23 protein-coding genes are annotated in these 25,299 nt (G+C 69.5%); 21 read left to right on the forward strand and 2 right to left on the reverse strand.

The window, feature by feature from the left end:
- Window positions 1-92 precede the first annotated feature (92 nt).
- A complete protein-coding gene (locus tag ACLQ29_RS08380; protein ID WP_425771057.1) occupies window positions 93-1,310 on the reverse strand; it encodes an AAA family ATPase in 1,218 nt (405 codons plus the stop codon).
- A gap of 65 nt (window positions 1,311-1,375) precedes the next feature.
- A complete protein-coding gene (locus ACLQ29_RS08385; RefSeq protein ID WP_425771058.1) occupies window positions 1,376-1,816 on the reverse strand; it encodes a hypothetical protein in 441 nt (146 codons plus the stop codon).
- Between the two features lie 141 nt (window positions 1,817-1,957).
- Between ACLQ29_RS08385 and ACLQ29_RS08390 the strand changes: the two genes are divergently transcribed.
- The 21 genes from ACLQ29_RS08390 to nuoN all read left to right on the forward strand — a co-directional run bounded on the left by ACLQ29_RS08390 (window position 1,958) and on the right by nuoN (window position 25,223).
- On the forward strand, window positions 1,958-2,806 hold the full coding sequence (locus ACLQ29_RS08390; RefSeq protein WP_425771059.1) for a helix-turn-helix domain-containing protein: 849 nt from the start codon (window positions 1,958-1,960) through the stop codon (window positions 2,804-2,806).
- 7 nt (window positions 2,807-2,813) lie between these two features.
- Window positions 2,814-3,008 (forward strand): DUF397 domain-containing protein, encoded by a 195-nt coding sequence (locus ACLQ29_RS08395; protein ID WP_425771060.1) that lies wholly within the window; start codon window positions 2,814-2,816, stop codon window positions 3,006-3,008.
- Between the two features lie 283 nt (window positions 3,009-3,291).
- Window positions 3,292-4,482 carry a cyclic dehypoxanthinyl futalosine synthase gene (gene mqnC, locus ACLQ29_RS08400; protein WP_425771061.1) on the forward strand — a complete coding sequence of 397 codons (1,191 nt, stop codon included), beginning with the start codon at window positions 3,292-3,294 and terminating at the stop codon, window positions 4,480-4,482.
- A gap of 424 nt (window positions 4,483-4,906) precedes the next feature.
- A complete protein-coding gene (locus ACLQ29_RS08405) occupies window positions 4,907-6,211 on the forward strand; it encodes a cell wall anchor protein (protein WP_425771062.1) in 1,305 nt (434 codons plus the stop codon).
- Between the two features lie 137 nt (window positions 6,212-6,348).
- A complete protein-coding gene (locus ACLQ29_RS08410; RefSeq protein ID WP_425771063.1) occupies window positions 6,349-7,059 on the forward strand; it encodes a demethylmenaquinone methyltransferase in 711 nt (236 codons plus the stop codon).
- Between the two features lie 79 nt (window positions 7,060-7,138).
- Window positions 7,139-7,363: a hypothetical protein gene (locus ACLQ29_RS08415; RefSeq protein WP_393365596.1), complete on the forward strand. Its 225-nt coding sequence runs from the start codon at window positions 7,139-7,141 to the stop codon at window positions 7,361-7,363.
- Between the two features lie 139 nt (window positions 7,364-7,502).
- The gene (locus ACLQ29_RS08420) at window positions 7,503-8,780 is read left to right on the forward strand and encodes a geranylgeranyl reductase family protein (protein WP_425771064.1); all 1,278 of its coding nucleotides are present in this window, start codon (window positions 7,503-7,505) and stop codon (window positions 8,778-8,780) included.
- A 135-nt stretch (window positions 8,781-8,915) separates the two neighbouring features.
- Window positions 8,916-9,281 (forward strand): NADH-quinone oxidoreductase subunit A, encoded by a 366-nt coding sequence (locus tag ACLQ29_RS08425; protein WP_074316036.1) that lies wholly within the window; start codon window positions 8,916-8,918, stop codon window positions 9,279-9,281.
- Between the two features lie 14 nt (window positions 9,282-9,295).
- On the forward strand, window positions 9,296-9,973 hold the full coding sequence (locus tag ACLQ29_RS08430; protein WP_030486262.1) for a NuoB/complex I 20 kDa subunit family protein: 678 nt from the start codon (window positions 9,296-9,298) through the stop codon (window positions 9,971-9,973).
- On the forward strand, window positions 9,970-10,707 hold the full coding sequence (locus tag ACLQ29_RS08435; protein ID WP_425771065.1) for an NADH-quinone oxidoreductase subunit C: 738 nt from the start codon (window positions 9,970-9,972) through the stop codon (window positions 10,705-10,707). Before ACLQ29_RS08430 ends, ACLQ29_RS08435 begins: the two co-directional genes overlap by 4 nt.
- Window positions 10,704-12,029 (forward strand): NADH-quinone oxidoreductase subunit D, encoded by a 1,326-nt coding sequence (locus ACLQ29_RS08440; RefSeq protein ID WP_357251500.1) that lies wholly within the window; start codon window positions 10,704-10,706, stop codon window positions 12,027-12,029. Before ACLQ29_RS08435 ends, ACLQ29_RS08440 begins: the two co-directional genes overlap by 4 nt.
- Window positions 12,026-13,189, forward strand: coding sequence for an NADH-quinone oxidoreductase subunit NuoE (gene nuoE, locus ACLQ29_RS08445; protein WP_425771066.1), 1,164 nt, complete (start codon window positions 12,026-12,028; stop codon window positions 13,187-13,189). Before ACLQ29_RS08440 ends, nuoE begins: the two co-directional genes overlap by 4 nt.
- Window positions 13,186-14,502, forward strand: coding sequence for an NADH-quinone oxidoreductase subunit NuoF (nuoF, locus tag ACLQ29_RS08450; RefSeq protein WP_425771067.1), 1,317 nt, complete (start codon window positions 13,186-13,188; stop codon window positions 14,500-14,502). The genes nuoE and nuoF overlap by 4 nt, the downstream gene beginning before the upstream one ends.
- Window positions 14,502-17,003, forward strand: a complete 2,502-nt coding sequence (locus ACLQ29_RS08455) for an NADH-quinone oxidoreductase subunit G (RefSeq protein ID WP_425771068.1) — start codon at window positions 14,502-14,504, stop codon at window positions 17,001-17,003. Before nuoF ends, ACLQ29_RS08455 begins: the two co-directional genes overlap by 1 nt.
- Entirely contained in the window at window positions 17,000-18,352 is a 1,353-nt protein-coding gene (gene nuoH / locus ACLQ29_RS08460) for an NADH-quinone oxidoreductase subunit NuoH (protein ID WP_425771069.1), read from the forward strand. The genes ACLQ29_RS08455 and nuoH overlap by 4 nt, the downstream gene beginning before the upstream one ends.
- Before the next feature lies 1 nt (window position 18,353).
- Window positions 18,354-18,995 carry an NADH-quinone oxidoreductase subunit NuoI gene (nuoI, locus tag ACLQ29_RS08465; protein ID WP_425771070.1) on the forward strand — a complete coding sequence of 214 codons (642 nt, stop codon included), beginning with the start codon at window positions 18,354-18,356 and terminating at the stop codon, window positions 18,993-18,995.
- The gene (locus ACLQ29_RS08470) at window positions 18,992-19,762 is read left to right on the forward strand and encodes an NADH-quinone oxidoreductase subunit J (protein ID WP_425757367.1); all 771 of its coding nucleotides are present in this window, start codon (window positions 18,992-18,994) and stop codon (window positions 19,760-19,762) included. The genes nuoI and ACLQ29_RS08470 overlap by 4 nt, the downstream gene beginning before the upstream one ends.
- 58 nt (window positions 19,763-19,820) lie before the next feature.
- Window positions 19,821-20,138 (forward strand): NADH-quinone oxidoreductase subunit NuoK, encoded by a 318-nt coding sequence (nuoK, locus tag ACLQ29_RS08475; RefSeq protein WP_238684800.1) that lies wholly within the window; start codon window positions 19,821-19,823, stop codon window positions 20,136-20,138.
- Between the two features lie 12 nt (window positions 20,139-20,150).
- The gene (nuoL, locus tag ACLQ29_RS08480) at window positions 20,151-22,076 is read left to right on the forward strand and encodes an NADH-quinone oxidoreductase subunit L (RefSeq protein WP_425771071.1); all 1,926 of its coding nucleotides are present in this window, start codon (window positions 20,151-20,153) and stop codon (window positions 22,074-22,076) included.
- A gap of 64 nt (window positions 22,077-22,140) precedes the next feature.
- Entirely contained in the window at window positions 22,141-23,673 is a 1,533-nt protein-coding gene (locus tag ACLQ29_RS08485; RefSeq protein ID WP_425771072.1) for an NADH-quinone oxidoreductase subunit M, read from the forward strand.
- The gene (gene nuoN, locus ACLQ29_RS08490) at window positions 23,670-25,223 is read left to right on the forward strand and encodes an NADH-quinone oxidoreductase subunit NuoN (protein WP_393365614.1); all 1,554 of its coding nucleotides are present in this window, start codon (window positions 23,670-23,672) and stop codon (window positions 25,221-25,223) included. The genes ACLQ29_RS08485 and nuoN overlap by 4 nt, the downstream gene beginning before the upstream one ends.
- Window positions 25,224-25,299: the final 76 nt, after the last annotated feature.

A 25,299-nucleotide genomic window follows, 5' to 3' on the forward strand; every position in this document is an offset into this window, starting at 1 on the left:
CGTCGACAAGGGGCATGAGTAGCCACCAAGCCACCAAGCCACCAAACTTCAAAGGCCAGTGTTCAAAGTTTGGAGTTTTCGGCTGGTGGTGCTCAGGCCGCGCGCGTCGGCGGAACGAGGAGGTCCAGCACCTCGTGGTCCAGGAAGGGCACGGCACCGTAGCGGCCCTTCAGGTATCGGCCCTCGACGTCGTCGAGGCCGCCGCGTACCCGAAACTCGCTGAGGGGGTAGAGCCGCGTCGCGCCGCCGCTGCCCTTCTCGGTGAGCCAGATCTGGTCTCGGCTGAGTCGAAGATTGCGGTGGCGGCCGAGAAGCCCGACATCATGACTGTTGAAGATGAGCTGTGCGCCGTGCGGGTTGGTATCCGGCGTGTGGAAGAGGCGAATCAGTTCGGTCGTGAGGAGCGGATGCAGCTCACTACCAAGGTCGTCGACGGCCAGTAGTCCGCCGACGTCGAGTGCCCGCACCGCCAGTTGCAAGAGGTCGAACCAGCTGCGGGTGCCGGCTGACTCCCACTGCCAAGGCAGAGCTGCCTTCCCGTCCTCGGTGTGTGCCGAGTGCACAAGCTCAATCTGCGGCTCTGTTGGACCCGTGCCCGGGTCCGACTCCCGCTGAACGAGCGCCGCGCCAACGATGCCCAGATCCGCGAATCGGAGGAGCGCGAGCATCCGATCATCTGGTAGGACGTGTGGAGGCCGAGCGATCGACACATCGCCCGAGGCGATCATCTGACGAGGACTGAACCAGCGGTAGATCTTGCTCAACTGTGGGTGGTTCAGCGTGGCTGCCGCGGAGAGGAACAGGCTGTTTGGTCGGACAGTCTCCGCGATCAGCTCGCGCGGACCGGTCAAGTTGTTCCCGAAGTGCAGTGACCCGCCGTCGCGCTCAAGGTAGACCTGCCGCCGGCCCTTCGGGAAGGCGTACAGCCACTCCTGTCGGATTGCCTCGTCGTCCAGTGAGAAGCCGAACTCGTACCTGACGTTCTCGACGACGAAGTCGAAGACGAACTCACTTGGCAGGTTCCCGCTCTCATGGTCGAGCCGGAACGGCCAGCGCCCTGGGATCGGTTCTTCCGGTAGCCAGCGCTGGTGGGACAGTCGAACCGCGTCGCGTGCAAAGCCGAGGGCCTTGACGACGTTGGACTTGCCTGAGGCGTTCGGGCCGAAGATGCCTGCCACGGGCAGAACGGACAGTTTCTCCCGCGGCACCGGCCGGACGGCGAGGTCCGGGTGCTCGTCGGCGGCGATGAGGCTCAGCTCGGCCTCGTCGCGGAGGGAGGCGAAGTTGGTCACCCGGAAGCGCAGCAGCATCCTCTAGCTCAACTCCTAATCCCCCTGAACGGCTATTACAATACCCGGTGTTGCGGCCTCAGGCGTCAAGAACTGACGTTCTGGCCCGCCTGAGTGTTCCGGGGGCACGTTTTGGTGTCCGAGCGCGCTGAGGCTCGGCCGTCAGGGCGGATGTGGGCGGTCCAGTAGGTGAGGTCGGAGCGGTGCTCGACAAGGGTGACCCGTTCGCCGCACGCCTCCTCGATCAGCTTGACCGCCTCGTCGAGATGGGCCGGGTAGTGGTCCCACTCGGTGTCGCGGAACAGTTGCAGTCCGACCTCGCCTCGGTCGTCGCCCAGAGCTACGGCGGCCTCGGGTGGCACCAGCACCACTGTGTAGCGGCTCGCCTCTCGCTCCGCCTCCGTCGGTGCCGGCTTCTCCTCCCGTCCGTGCCGCCGGAAGTGGGCGATCACCGACGGGATCGGCCCGGGTGAATCGGCTGGATCGTACGGTCGCAGCCAGGCGGGCTGTTGGGTCCAGATGGGCATCACAACCTCCGGAGCGGGAAACAACGCTCAGCAACGTTGCTTGCGATGGTTGCGGGTGGCTGAGATCAAGTCAATGCTCAACGCGACGAGTCCATGCCGTCAGCGTGACGGTGCGACGCGAGTCGACGCGGAGGACCAGCGATGCCCAAGGCCAGTCAACCCACAGTCGTCGGTCGTGGGCTCGGCGGCGAGCTACGCGAGCTGCGGGAGGCACGCAAGCTGCCGCTGCGTCGGGTGGCTATCCGGCTGGGCTGGCAGCCGTCCAAACTGTCCCGGATCGAGACCGGCATCCAGGGTGTCCAGGCTGCCGACGTCGCCTCGCTGCTGGTGATCTACGGCATCACGGGGGACGAGCGCAAGCGGCTGCTCGGGATGGCCGAGCGGTCGGCCGAGACCGGTTGGTGGGAGGCGATCGGTGGGCTCTCCGACGAGTCCCGGACGCTGATCCGGTTGGAGGCCGAGGCGACGAGCGTCGTGAACTGGCAGCCGCTGCTGGTGCCGGGCCTGTTGCAGATCCCGGACTACACCCAGGCGGTGATGGTCGGCTGCGGAGTGCCGGCGGACGAGGCGCAGGGGCGTGTTGCCGCCCGGCTGGGCCGGCAGGCGGTCCTGAGCCGGGCCACGCCGCCGACGCTGCACGCGCTGCTCGACGAGATGGTGTTGCGCCGGGTGCTCGGTGGCCACCGCGTCATGGCCCGGCAGCTCCGGCACCTGATCGAGGCCGCCGAGCGGCCGAACGTGACGTTGCAGGTGGTGCCGCTGGCGGTGGGTGGGCACACCGGGTTGGACGGGTCGTTCGCGCTCTTCGACTTCCCTCGCAACCGGTCTGTGGTCTATCTGGACCACAAGTTGGCCGGGCTGTTCCTGGAGGAGGCGCCGCAGGTGGCGCACTTCCGGCGGGAGGCCGATAGGCTGGCCGAGGTGGCGCTGAGCCCCGTCGAATCGGTGGAGTTCGTTGCGCGGGTCGCAACGGAGCACGAGCGAGAGTGAGCCCCCGATGATCACTCCGGAGCTGTCCGGCGCGACCTGGCGCAAGTCCAGCCGCAGCGGCTCGAACGCCGACTGTGTCGAGGTCGCCGAGCTGACCCACGCGGTCGCCGTACGCGACTCGAAGGACCCGGCCGGCCCGGTCCTGGCCTTCGAGCGTGAAGCTTGGGCCCGATTCGTTCGTCGCATGCCGTCGGAGCGCTAACCCGGGTGACCGGTCCCGGGTAGGAGGGGCCGGATGGGCGAGAAAGACGGAACAGACCAATTCCTCGTTTGCAAGCTCCGGACAGAGGTAACCTGCGACTGCCAGGGGCAGTAGCTCCTTGGAAGTGGACCCGGCAGCCTTCCGGACGGTGGGCGAGCCGGGTTTCGCGTTCCCCGGGCTCCATCAGACCTGCTGCGGCTTCCTGGTGACGCGTGTCCGGTCGAGGTCACATCCGCGTGCCCGGAACGAAGGGTGGGCCGGGGGCCGACGTACGCTCGGGGGCGTGACGGTGAGCCGGGAGATCGACGACATCCTGCAGCGTGGCGCGGACGGCGGGCGGATCACGCCCGAGGAAGCCCTGCTGCTCTACACCGAGGCGCCCTTCCACGGGTTGGGCGAGGCGGCGGACGCGGTGCGTCGGCGGCGCTACCCGGACAACGTCGTCACGTACCTGATCGACCGCAACATCAACTACACGAACGTCTGCGTGACGGCGTGCAAGTTCTGCGCGTTCTACCGCGCGCCGAAGCACTCGGAAGGGTGGACCCACCCGACCGAGGAGATCCTGCGCCGGTGTGGCGAGGCGGTCGAGCTGGGCGCGACCCAGGTGATGCTCCAGGGCGGGCACCACCCGGACTACGGCGTGGAGTACTACGAGGAGCTGTTCTCCTCGGTCAAGCAGGCGTACCCGCAGTTGGTCATCCACTCGATCGGCCCCAGCGAGATCCTGCACATGGCGAAGGTCTCCGGGGTGAGCCTGGACGAGGCCATCGCCCGGATTAAGACCGCCGGTCTGGACTCGATCGCGGGCGCCGGCGCGGAGATGCTGCCGGAGCGTCCGCGTAAGGCGATCGCGCCACTCAAGGAGTCGGGCGAGCGCTGGCTGGAGGTCATGGAGCTGGCGCACCGGCAGGGCATCGAGTCGACCGCCACCATGATGATGGGCACCGGCGAGACGCACGCCGAACGAATCGAGCACCTGCGCATGATCCGGGACGTGCAGGACCGCACCCGCGGGTTCCGGTCCTTCATCCCGTGGACGTACCAGCCGGAGAACAACCACCTCAAGGGCCGCACCCAGGCGACCACCCTGGAATACCTGCGCCTCGTCGCGGTGGCCCGGCTCTTCTTCGAGACCGTGCCGCACCTGCAGGCGTCCTGGCTGACCACCGGCAAGGACGTCGGGCAGCTCTCGCTGCACATGGGCGTGGACGATCTCGGCTCGATCATGCTGGAGGAGAACGTGATCTCCTCCGCCGGCGCGCGGCACCGCTCCAACCTGCACGAGCTGATCGGCATGATCCGCTCGGCGGACCGGATCCCCGCGCAGCGCGACACCCTCTACAACCGGCTCGCCGTGCACCACACGCCCGCCGACGACCCAACCGACGATCGGGTGGTCTCGCACTTCTCCTCGATCGCGCTCCCCGGCGGTGGCGCGGGTCGATCCCTGCCGCTTGTCGAGGTCAACTGACGCGGCTCGACGCCCGGCCGTTCGGTTGATCGAGGCTCATGCTCCCGCCGGCTCGCCCCGGCGGTACGGGTGGTCCCGGTCGCCGCAGCGTCAGGCTGTCCGCTTCGGGGTGGTGAAGGTGATCGTCGGCGGCTAGCGTCCCGGCTCGTATCCGTCACCACCGTCGACCGGTGAGTCAGCGCGATCGTGCTGGTGGCGGATGGTCTGATTGGTGTTCGCCGGCTGTCCTCCATCGGCCCGTTGCGGGTCGTTCATATAACGCACGGCGGTACGGGCGGGATGGGTGACCATCCCGCCCGTACCGTCTGCGGACCCGGGGCCGGACGGATGAAAAGGGCCGTGGGCGCTGGCGTGCGTGATCGACCTCCGATAGCGTCCGCTCGTTCCGCAATCAATTCTTCTATCCCTATCCCTCGGGGGACCGATGACAGCGTTCCACCGCACGGCCCTGGCCCGCGCTGGCGTGGTGGCCCTGCTCGCGGCCGGTGGCCTGGCCACCGTGGCCGCCCCGGCGCAGGCCGCCGACAAGGCCGATCTGGCACTGGTGCCGCTCAGCACCGAGTTGGCCAAGGGCGTCAAGGAGGCCAAGGCGAAGCCGTTCAAGTTCCTGGTGGACAACACCCGGAGCACGGTCGCCGCCAAGGGCGTCAGCTACACCGTGGACACCAGCAACCTGCTGAAGAGCGTGGTCGGGGTCGTCGTGCCCAACGGCTGCCAGGTGAAGGGCAAGACGTTTACCTGCCCGCTCGGCGACGTGCCGGCCGGCACCAGCGAGGACTTCGGCATTCCGCTCTTCTCCACGGGCGCGCGCGGCGAGGCCGGCACGCTTGTGGTCACCATCAAGTCGGCCACCGCCGACCCCAAGCTCAAGGACAACCGGGTCGAGCACGACATCACCGTCGGCAAGCGCGGCTACGACCTGACCAGCTGGGTGCAGGACGTCTACGCGAACGTCGTGGTGAACGGCGTCAAGGGCGATGATCCCAACCTCCGGCCGGTCAGGCGCGGCGAGACGGTGCCGCTGGACTGGGCTGTCTACAACGACGGCAGCCGCAAGGCCACCGGCCTGTCCTACGTGCTCACGCTCCCGGCCGGCGTCACCTTCGCCACCCTGCCGGACGCCTGCACGTCGCAGACCTTCGGTGGCATCGCCCAGGCGCTCTGCCAGGACGACGGCGCGGTGATCAAGCCCGGTGAGTACTACACGGCGGACGTCAAGGTGACTGTCGGCGCGGACGTCACCGAGCCGGTGCTGCGGGTTGGCGAGCTGGTCGCGCAGGGTCTCGACGCCGCGACGGGTCAGGCCGACGAGCAGCCCGAGCCGGCGACCAGCGCCCAGCGGAAGGCCTTCACCGAGGTCGACGAGGGCGACAACCAGGCGGTCTTCGACGTCTTCGTCGACCTGACCGCGCAGCCGACGCCGACCCCGACGCCGAGCGCCACGGCCACCCCGACGCCCACCGCCACGCCGACCCCGGGTGGGACGGCCACCCCGACGCCGGGCGGTACCCCCAGTCCGGGCGCGACGCCGACGCCGGGCACGAGCACGTCGCCGGCTGCCGGTGGTGGCGGCTCCGGTGGCGGCGGCCTGCCGGTCACCGGTGTGCAGGTCGGCCTGATCGGTGGCATCGGCGCCATCATCCTGCTGGTGGGCGGCGCGCTGCTGGTGCTCTCCCGCCGGCGCAAGGTCGTCCTGGTCGCTCCGAGCGACGAGAAGTCGACCGACTGACAGCGGCGCTGACAGTCGGCGTCCGGACGCCGGCATGACGTGGGGGCGGGGTGGGCGACCACCCCGCCCCCTCGCGTACCCGGGGTGCCGCACCACCCCACGGGCGCCGGTTGGCGGGCGGCTGGCAGAGTGGAGGGGTGAGCCGTTCCCCGCAGGGCCAGCGCGCCAGTCTGGACAAGCAGCCGCACGAGGTCGCCGCGATGTTCGATGGCGTGGCGGAGCGTTACGACCTGACCAACACGGTGATTTCCTTCGGCCAGGACCGGTCCTGGCGTCGGGCCACCCGGGCGGCGCTCGGATTGCGGCCGGGCGAGCGCGTGCTGGACGTGGGCGCGGGCACCGGCATCTCGACCCGGGAGCTGGCGCAGTCCGGGGCGTACGCGGTGGGGGCCGACCTGTCGTTGGGCATGCTGTACGCCGGCAAGCGGGTCCGTCCCGAGGTGCCGCTGCTGGCCGGCGACGCGCTGCGGCTGCCGTTCGCCGACGCCAGTTTCGACGCGGTGACCATCTCCTTCGCGCTGCGCAACGTCAGCGACACCGACGCGGCCCTGCGGGAGCTGGCCCGGGTCACCCGCCCGGGCGGGCGGTTGGCGATCTGCGAGTTCAGCACCCCGGTCAACCCGGTCTTCCGGACGGTCTACCTGTCGTACCTGATGCGGTCGCTGCCGGTGGTCGCCCGCACGGTGTCGAGCAACCCCGACGCGTACGTCTACCTCGCCGAGTCGGTGCGGGCCTGGCCGGCGCAGGCCGCGCTTGCCGGCCGGGTCGCCGCGGCCGGGTGGGGTCGGGTGGCGTGGCGCAACCTGACCGGTGGTGTGGTGGCCCTGCACCGGGGGATCCGCGAGTAGTCGACGGGACCGATGCGGACATCGCTCAGATTTCGTGAATATCGGTCGTTAGTCCACTTTGCCCCGTACGCTCGTCCGCATGACCGGAGCAGACCCGGCGGACCCGGTGGCCGCCACCGACGACGACGCGGCCGAACTCGTCGCGCAACTGCGCGCGTTGGCGGGAGCCGATCCGGTGGAGGTCCGGCAGGTGGTCGCCGAGGTGTTGGCGGCGCTGGACCGGGCGGCGGGCGGCGCGCTCCGGGAGCATCTGCCGGAGGCGATCCGGGTCGATGCGGGTCTGGACGCCTCCAGCCCGGCCTGACACTCGACCGCTGTGGACGGTCGGGGGCTGTCACATCGGCGAGTTAGGTACCCCTGATCCTGCGCAGGTATGACGCCGGTCATACACTCGTCCCGTCTGGCTTGTGAAGCATTTCACGAGCGTGCGGGAGGAGGCGCGAATGACCCCGGTGGAACACGACGCCGACGTCATTGTCGTGGGCGCCGGTCCCGGTGGATCAGCTACTGCGTACCACCTGGCCCGGCACGGCGTACGGGTGCTGTTGTTGGAGAAGACCGAGTTCCCCCGGGAGAAGGTCTGCGGCGACGGGTTGACCCCACGCGCGGTGCGCCAGCTCATCCGGATGGGTGTGGACACCTCGCCCGAGGCCGGCTGGCTGCACAACCGGGGCCTGCGGGTCATCGGCGGCGGCGTACGCCTCGAGCTGGACTGGCCCGAGTTGGCCAGCTTCCCCAACTACGGCCTGGTGCGCACGAGACTCGACTTCGACGACCTGCTCGCCCAGCGGGCGGTGTCCGCCGGCGCCAAGCTGCGCACGAACGTCAACGTGCTGGGCCCGGTGCTCGACGGTGACGGCCGGGTCACCGGCGTCGAGGCGGAGGTCGGTCCGGGCAAGGAGCCGACCACGTTCCACGCCCCGCTCGTCGTCGCGGCGGACGGCGTCTCCGGCCGCTTCCCGCTCGCGCTCGGGCTGGCCAAGCGGGAGGACCGGCCGATCGGCGTGGCCGTCCGCCGCTACTACCGCTCGCCGGCCAAGCACGAGGACAACTACCTGGAGTCCTGGCTGGAGCTGCGCAGCAAGGACAGCGGCGACAACCTGCTGCCCGGGTACGGCTGGATCTTCGGTCTCGGTGACGGGCGGGTAAACGTCGGCCTCGGCGTGCTCAACTCGTCCTCCGCGTTCGGCAAGACCAACTACCGCCGGCTGCTCACCGACTGGCTCGCCAACACCCCGGAAGACTGGGGGATGACCGACGAGACGAACGCCGACGGTCCGATCCTCGGCGCCGCGCTGCCGATGGGCTTCAACCGGGTGCCCCACTACACCCGAGGGGTGCTGCTGGTCGGCGACTCGGGCGGCATGGTCAACCCGTTCAACGGCGAGGGCATCGCGTACGCGATGGAGTCCGGCGAGCTGGCCGCCGAGGTCATCGTCCAGGCCCTCGCCCGGCCGGCCGGGCCGGAGCGGGAGCGGGCGCTGCTGGCGTACCCGAACGAGCTGAAGGCCCGCCTCGGCGGTTACTACCGGCTGGGCGGCATCTTCGTGAAACTGATCGGCCGCCCGGAGATCATGCGGATCGCCACCAAACACGGCATGCCGCACCCGACGCTGATGCGTTTCGTCCTCAAGCTGTTGGCCAACCTGACCGACCCGCGTGGCGGGGACGCGATGGACCGGGTCATCAACGCGATGACGAAGGTCGCTCCGGCTGTCTGAGTAGGACGGCATCGGTGCTGGTCACAGCCCCGACGCCGACAAAGATCGACCCCCGCCGACTGCCACTGCGAGGGACGTGAATAGTGTGATTTTCGTCAAGCACCGAGGGCAGGGAAGGACGAGCAGGAGAAAACGATGACGCTCTCGCCTTACGCACCGATCATCGGGCTGTTCGCCCTCGCCGCGGCGTTCTCGCTGTTTTCCGTCGGCGCCGCCCGCTTCGCCGGTCCCCGTCGCTACAACAAGGCCAAACTCGAGGCTTACGAGTGCGGCATCGAGCCCAGCCCGCAGCCGGTCGGCGGCGGCCGGTTCCCGATCAAGTTCTACCTGACGGCGATGCTCTTCATCGTCTTCGACATCGAGATCATCTTCCTCTACCCCTGGGCGGTCTCGTTCGACGCCCTGCCGATCTTCGGCTTCGTGGAGATGGTCCTGTTCATCGTCGCGGTCTTCGTTGCGTACGCCTACGTGTGGCGGCGCGGCGGCCTGGACTGGGACTGAGGAAGGAACGTCAGATGGGCATCGAGGAGAAGCTTCCCGCCGGCGTCCTGCTCACCTCGGTGGAGAAGCTGGTCAACTGGTCCCGGAAGTCGTCCGTGTGGGGCGCCACCTTCGGCCTGGCCTGCTGCGCCATCGAGATGATGGCCGCCGGTGGTCCGCACTACGACATGGGCCGCTGGGGCATGGAGGTCTTCCGGGCGTCCCCCCGGCAGGCCGACCTGATGATCGTGGCCGGCCGGGTGAGTCAGAAGATGGCTCCGGTGCTGCGCCAGATCTACGACCAGATGGCCGAGCCCCGCTGGGTGCTGTCCATGGGCGTCTGCGCCAGCAGCGGCGGCATGTTCAACAACTACGCGATCGTGCAGGGCGTCGACCACGTGGTGCCGGTCGACATGTACCTTCCCGGCTGCCCGCCCCGGCCGGAGATGCTCATCGACGCGATCCTCAAGCTCCGCGAGAAGATCATGTATGAGCCGCTGGGCCCGAACGGCCGCAAGATGCTGGCCGCCCGCCAGGAGCGCGGCGACGTTCCGGTCGTGCCCTACGGCTCCATGCCCTCCTCGTACCGCAGCGACAAGGCCCGCCGGGCCGAGTGGACCCGAGCGGTCCGCGAGGGCCGCGAGGAGCAGTTGCGGATCGAGAACTGGATGAACGCTCAGAACCACCTCCACCCGCAGGCAGGTCCCAAATGACGTCACCCACGGACAAGCCCAACGACGGCGGGGTGCCGGTGCCGGTCACGCCGGCCGGCGCCACAAGCGGTGCCCCCGCCGAGCTTCCGCCGGCCAGCCCGGCCGGTCGCGGGATGTTCGGCAACCAGGGCACCGGCGACGTGTCCGGCTACGGCGGCCTGGTCCGCCAGCGCCAGCCCGTCGAGGAGGCGTCCCGGCCGTACGGGGGCTACTTCGACGAGGTCCGGGACGCGTTGGAGGAGGCGTACCCGGCCTTCGCCGACGCGATCGAGAAGGTCGTCGTCGACCGGGGCGAGCTGACCCTGCACGTCCGCCCGGAGCGGATCGCCGAGGTCTGCCAGGTGCTGCGGGACGACCTGGCGCTGCGGTTCGAGCTGTGCTCCTCGGTGTCCGGCGTGGACTATCTGGGCGCCGACGAGCGCCGGTTGCACGTGGTCTACCTGCTCACCTCGATGACGTACCGGCGTCGGGTCCGACTGGAGGCCGCGGTGTCCGTAGCGGCCCCGCACCTGCCCAGCGTGACCGCCATCTACCCGACGGCGGACTGGCAGGAGCGCGAGGCGTACGACATGTTCGGCATCGTCTTCGACGGCCACCCCAACCTGACCCGGATCCTCATGCCGGACGACTGGGAGGGCCACCCGCAGCGCAAGGACTACCCGCTCGGCGGTGTCCCCGTCGAGTACAAGGGCGCGGAGATCCAGCCGCCGAACGAGCGGAGGTCGTACCAGTGACGACGTCGAACTACGCGAGTGAGCGCGAGACCGACGAGGGTCGGGTCTTCACCGTCACCGGTGGGGACTGGGACACCATCGTCTCGGGCACCGACCCGATCAACGACGAGCGGATCGTCGTCAACATGGGTCCACAGCACCCGTCCACGCACGGGGTGCTGCGGCTGATCCTGGAGCTGGAGGGCGAGACGGTCCGCGAGGCCCGCTCCGTCATCGGCTACCTGCACACCGGCATCGAGAAGAACCTCGAATACCGCAACTGGGTTCAGGGCTCGACGTTCGTGACCCGGATGGACTACCTCGCCCCGATCTTCAACGAGACGGCGTACGCCCTCGCGGTCGAGAAGCTGCTCGGCATCACCGACGACATCACCGAGCGGGCCACCACCATCCGCGTGCTGATGATGGAGCTCAACCGGATCTCGTCGCACCTGGTCTGGCTGGCCACCACCGGCATGGAGCTGGGCGCGATCTCGATCATGCTGTACGGCTTCCGTGAGCGGGAGTACATCCTCGACATCTTCGAGACCATCACCGGCCTGCGGATGAACCACGCGTACGTCCGGCCGGGCGGTGTGGCGCAGGACGTGCCGGACGACGCGATCGTCAAGATCCGTGAGTTCCTCAAGATGATGCCGAAGAAGCTCAAGGAGTACGAGGACCTGCTCTCCGGCCAGCCGATCTGGACCGAGCGGACGAAGAACGTCGCGGTGCTGGACGTGACCGGCTGCGTGGCGCTCGGCATCACCGGCCCGGTGCTGCGCTCCGCCGGCCTCGCCTGGGACCTGCGCAAGACGATGCCGTACTGCGGCTACGAGAACTACGAGTTCGACGTGCCGACCCACCCCGACGGTGACGTGTGGGGTCGCTACCAGGTCCGGCTCGCCGAGATCCGCGAGTCGATGAAGCTTGTCGAGCAGGCCCTGGACCGGCTTCGTCCGGGCCCGGTGATGGTCGCCGACCGCAAGATCGCCTGGCCGGCGCAGCTCGCCATCGGCGTGGACGGCATGGGCAACTCGCTGGAGCACGTCGCAAAGATCATGGGTCAGTCGATGGAGTCGCTGATCCACCACTTCAAGCTGGTGACCGAGGGCTTCCGGGTCCCGCCCGGCCAGGTGTACGTCGCCATCGAGGCGCCCCGCGGCGAGCTGGGCGTGCACGCGGTCTCCGACGGTGGCACCCGGCCGTACCGGGTGCACTACCGGGAGCCGAGCTTCGTCAACCTGCAGGCCCTCCCGGCGATGGCCGAGGGCGGTCTGATCGCCGACGTGATCGCCGGCGGCGCCTCGTTGGACCCGGTGATGGGTGGTTGTGACCGATGAGTGTTTTCACTGAAGAGACCCGGGAGCGGGCGCGCGAGATCATCTCCCGCTACCCGGCGGACCGGTCCCGCTCGGCGTTGCTGCCGCTGCTGCACCTGGTGCAGGCGCAGGAGGGGTACGTCTCCCCGGCCGGGGTCACGTTCTGCGCCGAGGTGCTGGGGCTGAACAAGGCCCAGGTCGGCGCGGTGGCCACCTTCTACACGATGTACAAGCGCAAGCCGACGGGTGACTTCCTGGTAAGCGTCTGCACCAACACCATGTGCAACGTGCTCGGTGGCCAGGAGGTCTACGACACCCTCGCTGAGCACCTGGGCGTCGGGCACGACGAGACCACCGCCGACGGCACGATCACGCTTGAGCACGCCGAGTGCCTGGCGGCGTGCGACTACGGCCCGGTGATGACCGTCAACTACGACTTCTTCGACGGCGTGGACGCCGCCACCGCGGTCGGTGTCGTCGACGAGCTGCGGGCGGGCGGGCGGCCGATGCCGACCCGGGGCGCCCGGCTCTGCACGCTCAAGGAGATGGCGGTGCAGCTCGCCGGTTTCGCCGACGAGCGGGACGGCGCGGTCGCCGACGGCGGGCCGGGCGAGCCGACCCTGCGTGGGCTGCGGCTGGCCCAGCAGCACGGCGTCTCGGTGCCGGGCTTCGACCCGAACACCCCGATCCGGAGCAAGGCGGAGGCGGACAAGGCCGCCGCCGAGGCGAAGGCGAAGGCCGAGGCCGCCAAGCCGGCTCCGGTCGAGGCCAGCGCCGCCCCGGTCAAGGGCGGGGACGGCGCCTCCGCGCCGACGCCCGGCAACGCCGGTGCCGGCGAGCCGGCTCCCGCCGCCGCGAGCGGCAGCACCGCCCCGGACGTGAAGGCGCCTGACGACAAGTCGCCGCAGGTGCGTACCGCCGAGACCCGGCAGCCGGACGCGGGCACGGCGGTGCCGGACGCCCCCGGCACCAAGGTCCCGACGGACAGCACCGCGCCCGAGCCGCGCGACGCGCGGTCGGCCGAGGCCGCCGGCGTGGCGGCCAACCGGCCGGCCGGCGACGGCAAGCCCGCCGGCGACGAGGCCGGGGCGCAGGAGCGCAACCTCACCGAAGCGAAGGCCGGCACGGACGCCGACGGCGTCGGACCGGCGGACGCGAACGAAACGGGGGCCCAGAAGTGACCACTCCCCGCCCGGAGACCGTGGCCAAGCTGACGCCGGTGCTGACCAAGCGCTGGCTGTCGCCGGACGCCTGGCGCATCGGCACGTACGAGCAGCTCGACGGCTACGCCGCACTGCGCAAGGCGCTCAAGGCCCACCCCGACGACCTGATCCAGCTGATCAAGGACTCGGGGCTGCGCGGCCGGGGTGGCGCCGGCTTCCCGACCGGCCTCAAGTGGGGCTTCATCCCACAGGGCGACGGCAAGCCGCACTACCTGGTGGTCAACGCCGACGAGGGCGAGCCGGGCACCTGCAAGGACCTGCCGCTGATGACCCACGACCCGCACGCGCTGGTCGAAGGCGTGATCATCGCGTCGTACGCGATCCGGGCCAGCCGCGCCTACATCTACATCCGGGGCGAGGCGGTGCACGCCGCGCGCCGGCTGCGCAACGCGGTCCAGGAGGCGTACGACAAGGGCTACCTCGGCCGCAACATCCTGCGCAGCGGCTACGACCTGGAGCTGGTGGTGCACTCCGGCGCCGGGGCGTACATCTGCGGCGAGGAGACGGCGCTGCTGGACTCGCTGGAGGGGTTCCGGGGTCAGCCTCGGCTGCGCCCGCCGTTCCCGGCCACCCATGGCCTGTACGCGAGCCCGACGGTGGTCAACAACGTCGGCACCATCGCCAGCGTGCCGCCGATCGTGCTCGGTGGGGCCGACTGGTGGAAGTCCATGGGCACCGAGAAGTCCTCCGGGCCGATGATCTACTCGCTGTCCGGCCGGATCGTCAACCCGGGCCAGTACGAGTGCTCGATGGGCGTCACGCTGCGCGAGTTGCTGGAGTTGGCCGGCGGGATGCAGCCCGGTCACCACCTGCGGTTCTGGACTCCGGGCGGCTCGTCGACCCCGCTGCTGGCCGCCGAGCACCTGGACGTGCCGCTCGACTTCGAGGGCGTGGCGGCGGCCGGCTCGATCCTCGGCACCACTGCCACCCAGATCTTCTCCGACCAGGACTGCCCGGTCTACGCGACGTACCGGTGGCTGGAGTTCTACCACCACGAGTCGTGCGGCAAGTGCACCCCGTGCCGGGAGGGCAACTACTGGATGGTCCGGGTCTACCGACGGATCCTCGCCGGCCAGGGCACCCACGAGGACCTGGACACCCTGCTGGACACCTGCGACAACATCCTGGGCCGCTCGTTCTGCGGTCTCGGTGACGGCGCGACCAGCTCGGTGACCTCGTCGCTGAAGTACTTCAAGCAGGACTACCTCGACTACATCGAGGGACGCACCGCACCCAAGCTGTCGGAGAAGACCCTGGTAGGGGCGCACTGATGACCGACGTAGCCAAGCAGACCGAGACCGTCACGCTCACCATCGACGGCGTCGAGGTCACCGCCCCCAAGGGGACGCTGCTGATCCGGGCCGCCGAGCAGATGGGCACCGAGATCCCCCGGTTCTGCGACCACCCGCTGCTGGCCCCGGCCGGCGCGTGCCGGCAGTGCCTGGTCGAGGTGGAGGGGCAGCGCAAGCCGGTCGCCTCCTGCACCCAGACCGTCGCCGACGGCATGGTCGTACGGACCCAGCTCACCTCGCCGGTCGCCAAGAAGGCGCAGGAGGGGGTGATGGAGCTGCTGCTGCTCAACCACCCGCTGGACTGCCCGATGTGTGACAAGGGCGGCGAGTGCCCGCTGCAGAACCAGGCGATGTCCACCGGCCGCACCGACTCGCGCTTCCACGAGCACAAGCGGGAGTACGAGAAGCCGATGGCGATCAGCAGCCAGGTGCTGCTGGACCGCGAGCGCTGTGTCCTCTGTCAGCGGTGCACCCGGTTCTCGGAGGAGATCGCCGGCGACAAGTTCATCGACCTGATGGGCCGGTCGTCCGCCGAAGAGATCAACATCTACCGGGACGACGCGTACGGCGAGGACGGCGACGCCGGCGACGAGCCGTTCAACTCCTACTTCTCCGGCAACACCGTGCAGATCTGCCCGGTGGGGGCGCTGACCGGCGCCCAGTACCGGTTCCGGGCCCGCCCGTTCGACCTGGTCTCCAGCCCGAGCGTCTGCGAGCACTGCTCGGCCGGCTGCGGGCAGCGCACCGACTGGCGTCGCGGCAAGGTGCTGCGCCGGCTGGCCGGCGACGAGCCGCAGGTAAACGAGGAGTGGAACTGCGACAAGGGCCGGTGGGGCTTCCAGTACACCCGGGCCACCGACCGGCTGACCACCCCGCTGGTCCGCGACGAGCGCACCGGTGAGCTGCGCGAGGCGTCCTGGAGTGAGGCGCTCACCGTGGCCGCCGAAGGGCTGCACGCCGCCCGGGAGGGCGGGCAGGGCACGGCGGTGCTCACCGGCGGCCGGCTGACCGTCGAGGACGCGTACGCGTACGCGAAGTTCGCCCGCGTCGCGTTGAACACGAACGACATCGACTTCCGGGCCCGGCCGGTCTCCCGCGAGGAGGCCGACTTCCTGGCCAGCTCGGTCGCCGGGGTCACCGACGTCACCTACACCGACGTGGAGAACGCGCCGGCGGTGGTGCTCGTCGGTTTGGAGCCGGAGGAGGAGTGCCCGATCCTCTTCCTGCGGCTGCGCAAGGCGTACCTGAAGAAGACCCTGACGGTGTACGCGCTGGCGCCGTTCGCCACCCGCGGCCTGGAGAAGCTCGGCGCCAAGCTGGCCCGGGTCGTGCCGGGCGAGGAGGCCAGCGTGCTCGCCGAGCACGCCACGGTCGCCGAGGCGCTGAGCGCGCCGGGCGCGATCCTGATCGTCGGCGAGCGGTTGGCGAGTGTGCCGGGCGGGCTCTCCGCGGCGGCGGACGTGGCCCGGCGTACCGGCGCGAAGTTGGCCTGGGTGCCGCGGCGCGCGGGTGACCGCGGCGCGGTCGACGCGGGCTGCCTGCCCAACCTGCTCCCCGGTGGACGTCTGGTCAACGAACCGGCCGCCCGCGCCGAGCTGGGCGAGGCGTGGGACATCCCGGCCGGGGTGATCCCGAGCCAGGCCGGTCGGGACACCGACGGCATCCTCAACGCCGCCGCCAACGGGCAGCTCGGTGCGCTCCTCGTCGGCGGGGTCGACCCGGCCGACCTGGCCGACCCGCGACTGGCCGAGGCCGCCCTGGACGCGGTGCCGTTCCTGGTCAGCCTGGAGCTGCGCCCCACCGCGGTGACCCGGCGGGCGAACGTGGTGCTGCCGATCGCCCCGGTGGCCGAGAAGGCCGGCAGCTTCCTGGACTGGGAGGGTCGGCTGCGCCCGTTCGAGGCGGTGCTGACCACCGCCGCGATGACCGACGGTCGGGTGCTCGACGCGCTCGCCGCGCTGCTCGACGTGCGGCTCGGCACCGCTGACGTGCCGAGCGTGCGTCGCGAGCTGGGCGCGCTGCCGGCGACGCGTACGTCGCGGCCGTCCTCGCCGTCGGTGGCGCCGGCCCGGGTGCCGCAGCCGGGCGCCGGGGAGGCCGTGCTGGCCACCTGGCACCAACTTGTGGACCTCGGCAGCCTGACCGAGGGCGACGAGAACCTCGCCGGCACCGCTCGCCCGCCGGTGGTCCGGTTGGGCAAGGGCACCGCCGACGCGCTCGGTGTCGCCGACGGCGACGCGGTCACGGTCGGCACCGACCGGGGGGCGCTGACCCTGCCGGCCGAGCTCACCGAGATGCCGGACGGCGTTGTCTGGCTGCCGACCAACTCACCCGGCTCGACCGTGCGACGCAGCCTCGGGGCGACGTCCGGCGCGGTCGTCCGGATCTCCGTCCCCGCGACGGGAACGGCCATCCCGGCCGGACGCGTGGCGGCCGACGAGACCGGTCTCCCGCTCCTCAACTCCGGGGGTAACCAGTGACTCCGTCACTCCTGGCCCAGGATCCGACGCTTGCCGATTTCGGCCGGGATCCATGGTGGCTGGTTCTCGGCAAGGTCGTCTTCGCGTTCGCCTTCGGCCTGCTGGCCACCCTGCTGGGTGTCTGGTTCGAGCGGCGCGTGGTCGGCTACATGCAGGTGCGGCCCGGCCCCAACCAGGTCGGCCCGTTCGGTCTGCTGCAGACCCTCGCCGACGGCCTGAAGATGGCCTTCAAGGAGGACATCCTGCCGAAGGCGGCCGACAAGGTCGTCTACTTCTTCGCGCCGACCATCTCGGTGATCTGCGCGGTCACCGCCCTGTCGGTGGTGCCGTTCGGCCCGATGGTGAGCATCTTCGGCCACCACACGCCGTTGCAGGTCACCGACGTGCCGGTGGCGGTGCTGCTGCTGCTGGCCTGCTCGTCGATGGGCGTCTACGGCATCGTGCTGGGCGGTTGGGCCTCCGGCTCGACGTACCCGCTCCTCGGCGGCCTGCGGTCGAGCGCCCAGATGATCTCCTACGAGGTCGCCATGGGGCTCTCCATCGTGGCGGTCTTCATGACCGCCGGCACGATGAGCACCAGCGGGATCGTCGCGAAGCAGGCGCACGGCACCGAGCTGAGCGTCTTCGGTCAGTCGATCCCGGCGCCGGGCTGGTACGCGATCCTGCTGCTGCCCAGCTTCGTCATCTTCTTCATCGCCACCGTGGGTGAGACCAACCGGGCGCCGTTCGACCTGCCCGAGGCCGAGTCCGAGCTGGTCGCGGGCTTCATGACGGAATACAGCTCGCTGAAGTTCGCGCTCTTCATGCTCAGTGAGTACGTCGCGATGGTGACCATGTCCGCGGTCACCACCACGCTGTTCCTCGGCGGTTGGCGTGCGCCCTGGCCGATCACCCTGTGGGAGGGCGCCAACTCCGGTTGGTGGCCGATGCTCTGGTTCTTCGGCAAGGTGATCGCGCTGGTCTTCGTGTTCGTGTGGCTGCGCGGCACGCTGCCCCGGCTGCGCTACGACCAGTTCATGCGCCTCGGTTGGAAGGTGCTGCTGCCGATCAACCTGGTCTGGATCCTGGTCCTGTCGGGTCTGCGGTCCATCGAGGACTGGGACTCGCGCGGCAAGTTGATCGCCGTCGGTATTCCGGCCGGCATCCTGCTGCTCGTCACGATCCTCTGGCCCAGCCGGCGTCCGAAGCCGAAGCCGACGACGCAGGAGCAGGTCGACAACCGGCCGTACGGGAGCTTCCCGCTGCCACCGATGGATCTTCAGGTACCACCGAGCCCGCGCATCACGCGCGTGGTCGCCGAGCGGGAGCCGGCCAACATCGTTGCCGGCTCGGACTCCAGGGAGGTGTGACGTGGGCGCGATCACCGGAACGTTCAAGGGATTCGGTGTCACCTTCTCGCACATGTTCAGGAAGGTCGTCACCACCGACTACCCGTTCAAGCCGCCGGTGTCGGCGCCGCGCTACCACGGGCGGCACATCCTCAACCGGCACCCGGACGGCCTGGAGAAGTGCATCGGCTGCGAGCTGTGCGCGTGGGCCTGCCCGGCGGACGCGATCTACGTCGAGGGTGGCGACAACACCGACGAGCAGCGCTTCTCGCCGGGTGAGCGGTACGCCAGCGTCTACCAGATCAACTACGCCCGGTGCATCTTCTGCGGGCTGTGCATCGAGGCCTGCCCGACCCGTTCGCTCACCATGAGCAACGAGTACGAGTTGGCCCGGGACAACCGGCAGGACCTGATCTTCACCAAGGAGCAGTTGCTCGCGCCGTTGCTGGAGGGCATGGAGCAGCCGCCGCACCCGATGCGCCTCGGTGACAGCGAGAAGGACTACTACATCGGCGCGTTGGACAACCCGGGCACCTCCGCCGGTGCGGAGACGTCCCCGATGGGTCCGGGCCGCTACCAGGTCGAGGAGCACCCCGGCGTGACGTTCCCGGGCGCCGAGCAGGCCGCCCAGCGGGCCGCGGCCGGCAAGGGAGAGGGAGCATGACCACGTCTACGGTGCTCGCCGCCGCCGGTTCGGTCTCCGGCGGCGAGGCGGTCACCTTCTGGATCCTCGCGCCGCTCGCGCTGATCGGCGGGATCGGGATGGTGGCCGCGCGCAACGCCGTGCACTCGGCGCTGTGGCTGGTGCTGACCATGCTCTGTCTGGGCGTGTTCTACGTGCTCCAGGCCGGTCCGTTCATCGGCATGGTGCAGATCATCGTCTACACCGGCGCGATCATGATGCTGTTCCTCTTCGTGCTGATGCTCGTCGGTCGGGACTCCACCGACTCGCTGATCGAGACGTTGCGGGGCCAGCGGGTCGCCGCGATCGTGCTCGGCCTGGGCTTCGCCGGCCTGGTCGCCACCGGCCTCTACCAGGCGCTGGACGGGACCACCGCGGTCGGCCTCGAGCAGGCCAACACGGAGGGGAACGTGCAAGGCATCGCCCGGCTGCTGTTCACCAAGTATGTCTTCGCGTTCGAGCTGACCTCGGCACTGCTGATCACCGCGGCGGTCGGCGCGATGGTGCTGGCCCACGTCGAGCGGCGGAAGCAGGACAAGGTCGACCAGGTGTCGACCATGAAGGCGCGCTTCGCCCCGGGCAACTACCCCGGCCCGAAACCGGGCCCCGGCGTCTTCGCGACCTCCTCGTCGGTGGCCACCCCGGCCCGGCTGCCCGACGGCCGCCTGACCGACCGCAGCACCCCGGCGATCCTTCCGCAGCGCGAGCTGACCGCCGAGGAGACGGCCCTGAAGGGTACGGACCGGTGAGCGCGAGGAGTGCAGCGAAGCGGAGCCCCGCAGTCGCGAACGGAAGGCAAACCACGTAATGGGATCGTTCTTCTCGGTCGAGCCGACCTACTACCTCGTGCTCGCCGCGGTGCTCTTCACCATCGGCGCCGCCGGGGTGCTGATCCGGCGCAACGCGATCGTGCTGTTCATGTGCGTGGAGCTGATGCTCAACGCGGCCAACCTGACGCTGGTCACCTTCAGCCGGATCAACGGTGACCTCAACGGTCAGATCATGGCGTTCTTCGTGATGGTGGTGGCGGCGGCCGAGGTCGTGGTCGGACTCGCGATCATCATGTCCATCTTCCGGACGCGACGCTCGGCGAGTGTCGACGACGCCAACCTGCTCAAGTACTAGAGGGGTCCACCGGTGGAAGAGACTGTGGAATACGCCCAGGCCACGGGGCTGCTCGGGAGCGTCTGGCTGCTGGTGGCGATCCCGCTGCTCAGCGCGGCCGTCCTGCTGCTACTCGGCCGCCGGGCCGACCGCTGGGGGCACTGGTTGGGCGTCGCCGCCATCGGTGCCGCGTTCGTGCTCGGCCTGACGTTCTTCTTCCAGCTTCGCGGCCTGGAGAACAAGTCGGTCGAGCTGAGCCTCTGGGACTTCATCGCGGTCGGTAATCTGCAGGTCGACTTCGGCCTGCTGTTCGACCCGCTGGCCGCGGTCTTCGTGCTGCTGATCACCGGGGTGGGCTTCCTGATCCACCTGTACGCGGTGGAGTACATGGCGCACGACGCGGGCCGTCGCCGGTTCTTCGCGTACTTCAACCTGTTCGTCGCGGCGATGCTGCTGCTGGTGCTGGGCAACAACTACGTGATGTTGTACTTCGGCTGGGAGGGCGTCGGTCTGGCGTCGTACCTGCTGATCTCCTTCTGGTACGGGCGGCCGAGCGCGGCCACCGCCGGCAAGAAGGCGTTCCTGATGAACCGGGTCGGCGACGCCGGCCTGGCCATCGGCATCTTCATCATGTTCGCCACCCTGGGCACCACCCAGTACGACGAGGTGTTCAACGGCGTCGGCGCGATGACGAGCACCACGGTGCTGGTGCTCGGTCTGTTGCTGCTGCTCGGCGCGGCCGGCAAGTCCGGTCAGTTCCCGCTGCAGGCGTGGTTGCCGGACGCGATGGAGGGCCCCACTCCGGTGTCGGCGCTCATCCACGCCGCCACCATGGTCACCGCGGGCGTCTACCTGATCGCCCGGTCCAACCCGGTCTTCTCCGCCAACTCGACGCTCCAGCTCGTGGTGGTAAGCGTCGGCGCGCTCACCCTGCTGATGGGCTGCATCATCGGCGCGGCCAAGGACGACATCAAGCGGGTGCTCGCCTGGTCGACGGTGAGCCAGATCGGCTACATGTTCCTCGGCGTCGGCCTGGGCGGCGGGGCGTACGCGCTGGCCATCGTGCACCTGCTGGCGCACGGGTTCTTCAAGGCCAACATGTTCCTGGGCGCCGGCTCGGTGATGCACGGGATGAAGGACCAGGTCGACATCCGCCGCTTCGGCGGGCTGTCGACGTACATGAAGGTCACCTGGTTGACCTTCATGATGGGCTGGCTCGCCATCATCGGCATGTTCCCGTTCTCCGGCTTCTTCTCCAAGGAGCCGATCATCGTGGCCGCCTTCGAGCGGGCGGACTGGACCGCCTGGCTCTTCGGCGGGGCGGCGCTGCTCGGCGCGGGGCTCACCGCGTTCTACATGACCCGGCTGTTCGTGCTCACCTTCCACGGTCCGAAGCGCTGGACCGAGGACATCGAGCACCCGCACGAGTCGCCGAAGCTGATGACCATCCCGCTGATCCTGCTGGCGGCCGGTTCGGTCGGCGCCGGTTTCCTGCTCTCCACCTCGGTGCCGGACTGGCTGACGGCGACCGCCGGCCTGGGCGGCGAGCACGCCGAGCACGAGGCGGTCCTCTCGCACGCCGTGATCACGACGCTGTCGCTGCTGGTGACCGTGCTCGGCGCGGGGCTGGCCTGGTTCCTGTTCCGGGCCGGTACGGCCACCGCACCGCAGCCGGCCGGGGTGCTGGTCACCGCCGCACGACGCAACCTGTACGCGGACGCGGTGAACGAGGCGGTCTTCGAGAAGCCGGGCATCTTCCTCACCCGGGCGCTCGTCTACCTCGACAACCGGGGTATCGACGGTCTGGTCAACGGGCTCGCCGCAGCGGTCGGCGGTGGCTCGGGTCGGCTCCGGCGGATGCAGACCGGCTTCGTCCGCTCGTACGCCACCTCGATCCTGGCCGGCGCGCTGCTGGTGATGGCGGCGTTCCTGGCGGTGCAGGCGGGGTGGTTGGCGTGATCGACCTGTTCCCGGCCGCCCCCGCCGGCGGACCACGCAGTGACGACGGAGGTAAGGCCGCATAATGTCCAACTTCCCGTTCCTCTCGGTGCTCACCGTGGCGCCACTGGTGGGCGCCCTGGTGGTGGCCTTCCTGCCGCGCCATCGGCCGGAGCTGGCCAAGCAGGTGGCGTTCGTCTGGTCGCTGCTGGTGCTGGCGCTCTCGGTGGCGATGTGGGTCAGCTTCAACGCCGGTGGTAACCGGTTCCAGTTCCGCGAGTCGTACTCGTGGATCCCGGACTGGGGCGTCAGCTTCACCTTCGCCGCCGACGGCATCGCGTTGGTGATGCTGATGCTGATCGCGGTGCTGGTGCCGCTGGTGATCCTGGCCTCCTGGCACGACGCCGAGTCCTCCAAGCGGTCGGTGCCCGTCTACTTCGCGTTGCTGCTGGTCCTCGAATGCACGATGATCGGTGTCTTCGCGGCCGCCGACGTCTTCCTGTTCTACGTGTTCTTCGAGGTCATGCTCGTGCCGATGTACTTCCTGATCGGCAGCTACGGCGGCCACCAGCGGCAGTACGCGGCGGTGAAGTTCTTCCTCTACTCGCTCGTCGGCGGTCTGTTCATGCTGGCCGCCGTGATCGGTTTGTGGGTGGCCGGCGGCAAGACCTTCGACTGGCAGAAGCTGTCGGAGGTCGACATCAGCACCGGCACCGGGCGGTGGCTGTTCCTCGGCTTCTTCCTCGCGTTCGCCATCAAGGCGCCGTTCTTCCCGTTCCACACCTGGTTGCCGGACGCCGGTGGCGCGGCCCCGGCCGGTGCCGCGGCCCTGCTCGTCGGTGTGCTGGACAAGGTCGGCACGTTCGGCATCCTGCGTTACTGCCTGCCGCTGTTCCCCGAGGCGTCGAAGTGGTTCGCGCCGTGGGCGCTGGCGTTGGGCGTGATCGGCATCGTCTACGCCGCGCTGCTGGCGGTCGGTCAGAACGACCTCAAGCGGCTGGTGTCGTACACCTCGATCGCGCACTTCGGCTTCATCGGAGTGGGTATCTTCGCCTTCACCACCCAGGCCGGCACCGGGGCGGTGCTCTACATGCTCAACCACGGTCTGGCCACCGGCCTGCTGTTCCTGGTGGTGGGCATGCTGATCTCCCGTCGTGGTTCCGCGCTGATCAGCGACTTCGGTGGCGCCGGCAAGCTGGTCCCGGTGCTTGCCGGGGTGCTCTTCTTCGCCGGTCTCGCCTCGCTCGCGCTGCCCGGTACGGCGCCGTTCATCTCCGAGTTCCTGGTGCTGATCGGCACCTTCACGGTGAACAAGCCGGTCGCGATCATCGCTACGCTCGGCATCATCCTGGCCGCCGCGTACGTGCTGTGGATGGTGCAGCGCACCACCCAGGGCACTCTCAACCCGACGCTCACCGAGGTCGACGGCATGCGCCGGGACCTCAACCTGCGCGAGAAGGTCGTGGTCGCTCCGCTGATCGCCCTGATCGTGCTGCTCGGCTTCTTCCCCAAGCCGGTCACTGACGTGATCAACCCGGCCGTCCAGGCGACCATGGACGACATCGGCAGAACCGACCCGGCCCCGTCGGTCGGCACCGTCCAGGAGGCGGCAAAGTGACCGATTTCAAACTGCCGTCGATCGACTACGCGGCGCTCTCCCCGATCCTGATCATGCTGGGCACCGCCCTGCTCGGCGTGCTCGTCGAGGCCTTCGTGCCCCGGCGCTGGCGGCACGTCGTGCAGTTGACGTTGGCGCTGTTGGCGGTGCTCGCGGCGTTGACCATGGTGGTGCTCAACGCCGACGAGCGGATGATCACCGCCGGCCAGGCCCTCGCGATCGACGGCCCGACGCTGTTCCTCCAGGGCGCGATCCTGGTGCTGGCCGCGATGGCGCTGCTGCTGATCGGTGACCGCTCGGTCGAGCTGGGTGGGGCGTTCGTCGCCCAGGCCGCGGTGACCGCCGAGTCGGCCGACGACCGGCGGCAGGCCGAGGGGCGCAACGGCCTCACCGAGGTCTACCCGCTGACCACGTTCGCGATCGGCGGCATGCTGATCTTCGTGGCGGCGAACGACCTGCTGACCATGTTCATCGCGCTGGAAGTCTTCTCCCTGCCGCTCTACCTGCTCTGCGCGCTGGCCCGTCGCCGCCGCCTGCTGAGCCAGGAGGCCGCGATGAAGTACTTCCTGCTCGGCGCGTACGCCTCCGCCTTCTTCCTGTTCGGCGTGGCCCTGATCTACGGCTTCACCGCCGGTATGCCGGGCCGGGTGGCAGGCGTCGACTTCGCCACCATCAACGCGGCGGTGAGCGAGTCGCCGGCCAGCCGGGTGCTGCTCTTCGCCGGCATGGCGCTGCTCGCCATCGGCCTGCTCTTCAAGGCCGCGGCGGCGCCGTTCCACGTCTGGACCCCGGACGTCTACCAGGGCGCGCCGACCCCGGTCACCGGCTTCATGGCGGCCTGCACCAAGGTCGCCGCGTTCGGCGCCCTGCTGCGTGTCTTCCACGTCGCGTTCGCCGACGCCAACTGGGACTTCACTCCGATCCTCGGTGTGGTGGCGGTGCTGACCATGCTCGTCGGCGCGGTGCTCGCGGTCACCCAGACCGACATCAAGCGGCTGCTCGCGTACTCCTCGATCGCCAACGCCGGCTACCTGCTGGTCGGTGTGCTGGCGCCGAGCCGCGACGGGTTGGCCGGCACGATGTTCTACCTGGTCGCGTACGGCTTCTCGGTGCTGGCCGCGTTCGCGGTGGTGACCCTGGTGCGCGACGCCGACGGGGAGGCCACCCACCTGTCCCGGTGGGCCGGGCTGGGCCGCCGCTCGCCGTTCTTCGCCGCCCTGTTCACCTTCATCCTGCTGGCCTTCGCGGGTATCCCACTGACCAGCGGCTTCATGAGCAAGTTCGCGGTCTTCGGGCCGGCGTTGGAGGGTGGTCAGACCTGGCTGGTGATCGCCGGCGTGCTGACCAGCATGGTGCTGGCGTTCCCGTACCTGCGGGTCGTGGTGATGATGTGGCTGTCCGAGCCGGGCGAGTCCACCCCGACCGTCACCGTGCCCGGTGGGCTGACCTCCGCCGCGTTGATGATCGGTGTGCTGGCGACCCTGGTGCTGGGCGTCGCACCGGCGCCGCTGCTCGATCTGGCGACCGGAGCTGCCGAATTCGTTCGATGACCGAGGGATCGATCACCGGGGGTTGGCGCGTGTTCACGCGTCGGCCCCCGGTGCGTATCCCCGGCCCGGAGCAGGT

It is taken from the genome of Micromonospora sp. DT228 (genome assembly GCF_049841595.1).
GTDB lineage: Bacteria > Actinomycetota > Actinomycetes > Mycobacteriales > Micromonosporaceae > Micromonospora.

Excerpts from the sequence above, each read along its gene's own strand:
- ACLQ29_RS08380 (WP_425771057.1), bottom strand. The coding sequence starts at position 1,310 with ATGCTGCTGCGCTTCCGGGTGACCAACTTCGCCTCCCTCCGCGACGAG.
- ACLQ29_RS08385 (WP_425771058.1), bottom strand. The coding sequence starts at position 1,816 with ATGCCCATCTGGACCCAACAGCCCGCCTGGCTGCGACCGTACGATCCA.
- ACLQ29_RS08390 (WP_425771059.1), top strand. The coding sequence starts at position 1,958 with ATGCCCAAGGCCAGTCAACCCACAGTCGTCGGTCGTGGGCTCGGCGGC.
- ACLQ29_RS08395 (WP_425771060.1), top strand. The coding sequence starts at position 2,814 with ATGATCACTCCGGAGCTGTCCGGCGCGACCTGGCGCAAGTCCAGCCGC.
- ACLQ29_RS08405 (WP_425771062.1), top strand. The coding sequence starts at position 4,907 with ATGACAGCGTTCCACCGCACGGCCCTGGCCCGCGCTGGCGTGGTGGCC.
- ACLQ29_RS08415 (WP_393365596.1), top strand. The coding sequence starts at position 7,139 with ATGACCGGAGCAGACCCGGCGGACCCGGTGGCCGCCACCGACGACGAC.
- ACLQ29_RS08420 (WP_425771064.1), top strand. The coding sequence starts at position 7,503 with ATGACCCCGGTGGAACACGACGCCGACGTCATTGTCGTGGGCGCCGGT.
- ACLQ29_RS08425 (WP_074316036.1), top strand. The coding sequence starts at position 8,916 with ATGACGCTCTCGCCTTACGCACCGATCATCGGGCTGTTCGCCCTCGCC.
- ACLQ29_RS08430 (WP_030486262.1), top strand. The coding sequence starts at position 9,296 with ATGGGCATCGAGGAGAAGCTTCCCGCCGGCGTCCTGCTCACCTCGGTG.
- ACLQ29_RS08435 (WP_425771065.1), top strand. The coding sequence starts at position 9,970 with ATGACGTCACCCACGGACAAGCCCAACGACGGCGGGGTGCCGGTGCCG.
- nuoE (WP_425771066.1), top strand. The coding sequence starts at position 12,026 with ATGAGTGTTTTCACTGAAGAGACCCGGGAGCGGGCGCGCGAGATCATC.
- ACLQ29_RS08455 (WP_425771068.1), top strand. The coding sequence starts at position 14,502 with ATGACCGACGTAGCCAAGCAGACCGAGACCGTCACGCTCACCATCGAC.
- ACLQ29_RS08470 (WP_425757367.1), top strand. The coding sequence starts at position 18,992 with ATGACCACGTCTACGGTGCTCGCCGCCGCCGGTTCGGTCTCCGGCGGC.
- nuoK (WP_238684800.1), top strand. The coding sequence starts at position 19,821 with ATGGGATCGTTCTTCTCGGTCGAGCCGACCTACTACCTCGTGCTCGCC.
- ACLQ29_RS08485 (WP_425771072.1), top strand. The coding sequence starts at position 22,141 with ATGTCCAACTTCCCGTTCCTCTCGGTGCTCACCGTGGCGCCACTGGTG.